Below are 2,905 nucleotides of genomic sequence, written 5' to 3'. Positions count from 1 at the left end.
TTCCTTCACTCATGGCATCACTGCCAACAGCTTGTGGTTTACTACACTTGGCGGTAAAGACCTGTGGTCAGTTTATCTCTGACTGAATTAGCGCCATGCCCGGCACACCCATAAAAAAGAAGTGAGATCAACTCACTTCTTCTAAAGCAATACCATTCCAAAGGCGGTAATACACACCTTTCTTTTCTAATAGCTGTTCATGATTTCCTTCTTCAACAATACCTGTTTTTCCTAAAACAATAATTCGATCGGCATGTTGAATTGTTGTCAGTCGATGAGCAATTGTTAAAGTTGTTCTTCCAACTGACAATTTCTTTAAACTGTTTTCAATCAATATTTCACTTTCGTTATCTAAAGCAGATGTTGCTTCATCTAACAATAATATTTTAGGATTTTTCAAGAACACACGAGCAATTGAAATGCGCTGTTTCTGACCACCAGAAAGTTTAACCCCACGCTCTCCGACATAAGAATCATATCCATCTTTTAATTCTGTGATAAATGAATCTGCACCAGCAAGTTTTGCCGCATGAATAATTTCTTCTCTTGTTGCACCTGGTTTTCCATATGCAATATTTTCAGCAACCGTTCCAGAAAATAAATACACATCTTGTTGAACAATACCAATATTTTCACGCAAGCTCTTCATTGTAACTTTCTTGATATCCTGACCATCAATTTTTACCGCACCACTTGTAACATCATAAAATCTAGGGATCAACGAAGCCATGGTTGTTTTACCACCGCCACTTTCACCAACTAAAGCAAGATTTTCTCCAGATTTAATTTTTAAGCTTAATTCATGTAATACACGATTATGATCGTCTGGATATTCAAAAGAAACATTATCAAACTCAATTTCTCCACCAGAAACTTCCAATTCTTTTGCATCTTCTGCATCTTTGATATCAATTGGAGTATCCATAATTTCAAAGAAACGCTCAATACCAGTAATTCCCTGAGAAAATTGTTCCGCAAATTCTACAAGACGGCGAATTGTCGCAATCAAAGTAGATACATACAACATGTACATGACAAGATCACCAGCATTAATTTTTCCGTATACAAGGAACAAACCACCCGCAATAATTGTTACGCTATACATCAGTCCATCAAATAGACGAATACACATATTCAAATTTGCCATTGCATAGTAACGTTTCTTTTTAATTGTTTTCAATTGTTCGTTTCCATCTGCAAATTTTTTCAATTCCGTATCTTCAGCAGTAAAAGCCTTAACTACTTTTTCACCAAGCAAAGAATCTTCCACCTGTGCATTGAGTTCTCCAATTTGAACACGCTGTTCTTTCGTGGCTGCACGAAATTTATGATTCAATTTAATTGATCCAAAAATCATAAACGGAACACATGCAAAAATCAATATCGTTAAAGGAACAGATGCGTAACAAAGAATCATAAAAGATACTACGATCTTAATAAATGCAATAAAGAACTCTTCAGGGCAGTGATGTGCAAATTCTGTTACATCAAACAGATCGGACGTAATTCTACCCATGATTTGACCAATTTTAGTATTTGCATAATAAGAATCTGATAATTTTTCTAATTGATCAAATGCATCACTTCTCATATCTGTTTCAATATATACGCCCATGATATGACCTTGTGAGCACATAAAGAAATACGCTGCTGCATCAACAATTCTTAATATAATATAAAAGAACGCCATTTTCCCGACAAGCTCAACCGTCAAGGATAAAGGATCATACATAGCTGTATTTGTTAGTTGAGACATGATTCGTGGTAAAACGATATCACACAGTGTTGTTAAAGAAGCACAAAAAAGATCCATAAATAAAATACGCTTATACTTCCATAGATATGGCACAAAGCGTTTCAACAATTCTTTTGTACTATATGTTTTTGTTATTGTTTCAGACATATTCCCCTCCATTTTTAATAGCTATTTTAATGACAAAAAGGAAAACAGTCTATCAATTTGCATAAAAAAAAAGGCAAGATTACTTAGAATCATTCCTTCTTCAAATCCTTCTGCTGATAAAACAATAAAGCATTATCACAAGTACATAAAGCAATTTTCAAAATATGAAAAAAACCGCCATAAGCGGTTTTACAAGAGCGAGTGATGAGAATCGAACTCACGTATGCAGCTTGGAAGGCTGCCGTTCTACCATTGAACTACACTCGCATAAGATGGTGTCTCGGAAGGGAATCGAACCCTCGACCCACTGATTAAAAGTCAGTTGCTCTACCACCTGAGCTACCGAGACATATGTGGTAAATAAATTGGCTGGGGCAGCGAGGTTCGAACTCACGATGAGGGAGTCAAAGTCCCTTGCCTTACCACTTGGCTATGCCCCAATAGGCCGCCTGACAGTATCAGGTTGATAAAACTTCAAACCAATAAAATGGTGGAGACGGGTGGTTTCGAACCACCGAACCCAGAGGGAGCAGATTTACAGTCTGCCGCGTTTAGCCACTTCGCTACGTCTCCATGAAATAAATGGTGCCGACTATAGGAATCGAACCTACAACCTACTGATTACAAATCAGTTGCTCTGCCAATTGAGCTAAGTCGGCACATGGTGGAGGTTAACGGGCTCGAACCGCTGACCCTCTGCTTGTAAGGCAGATGCTCTCCCAACTGAGCTAAACCTCCATGTTTTTTTCTTTAACACTCCTTACCGGAAGTGCTTAATTAATATACCATGTCATCTGCAGTTATGCAATACTTTTTGTCAAAATTTTTAAACTTTTTTTACTTTTTCTTTTGAAATCGCATATTTATGCCAAATATTTGAATTATTTTTTTTCGGCTAATCTACAATCGTGTGGTTGCAGATTAGCTATTTTTGTGAATGAACAAAATAATAAGATATAATAAATGAGCCAAAGAAAGTTAATGTCTAAGCAGTTATTCAGA

At 36.6% G+C, this 2,905-nt stretch carries 1 protein-coding gene and 6 tRNA genes; all 7 read right to left on the bottom strand.

The window, feature by feature from the left end:
- Positions 1 to 127: 127 nt before the first annotated feature.
- The 7 genes from ACTND6_RS10700 to ACTND6_RS10670 all read right to left on the bottom strand — a co-directional run bounded on the left by ACTND6_RS10700 (position 128) and on the right by ACTND6_RS10670 (position 2,641).
- Positions 128 to 1,903, bottom strand: a complete 1,776-nt coding sequence (locus ACTND6_RS10700) for an ABC transporter ATP-binding protein (RefSeq protein ID WP_441024213.1) — start codon at positions 1,901 to 1,903, stop codon at positions 128 to 130.
- A 196-nt stretch (positions 1,904 to 2,099) separates the two neighbouring features.
- Positions 2,100 to 2,170 (bottom strand) — tRNA-Gly (locus ACTND6_RS10695).
- A 6-nt stretch (positions 2,171 to 2,176) separates the two neighbouring features.
- Positions 2,177 to 2,252: transfer RNA gene (locus tag ACTND6_RS10690), tRNA-Lys, on the bottom strand.
- A gap of 17 nt (positions 2,253 to 2,269) precedes the next feature.
- A tRNA-Gln gene (locus ACTND6_RS10685) sits at positions 2,270 to 2,343 on the bottom strand.
- Positions 2,344 to 2,391: 48 nt separating this feature from the next.
- Positions 2,392 to 2,476: transfer RNA gene (locus tag ACTND6_RS10680), tRNA-Tyr, on the bottom strand.
- A 10-nt stretch (positions 2,477 to 2,486) separates the two neighbouring features.
- Positions 2,487 to 2,562: transfer RNA gene (locus ACTND6_RS10675), tRNA-Thr, on the bottom strand.
- A 3-nt stretch (positions 2,563 to 2,565) separates the two neighbouring features.
- Positions 2,566 to 2,641, bottom strand: a tRNA-Val gene (locus ACTND6_RS10670).
- Positions 2,642 to 2,905: the final 264 nt, after the last annotated feature.

This window comes from Bulleidia sp. HCP3S3_C9, assembly GCF_052064035.1.
In the GTDB taxonomy this organism is placed as follows: Bacteria; Bacillota_I; Bacilli_A; order Erysipelotrichales; family Erysipelotrichaceae; genus Bulleidia.
Note: the sequence above shows the minus strand (reverse complement) of the source record. Positions and strands in the feature narration are given on the sequence as shown.

Bases quoted from the DNA above. Each gene is read 5' to 3' on its own strand.
- ACTND6_RS10700 (WP_441024213.1), bottom strand. From the start codon at position 1,903: ATGTCTGAAACAATAACAAAAACATATAGTACAAAAGAATTGTTGAAA.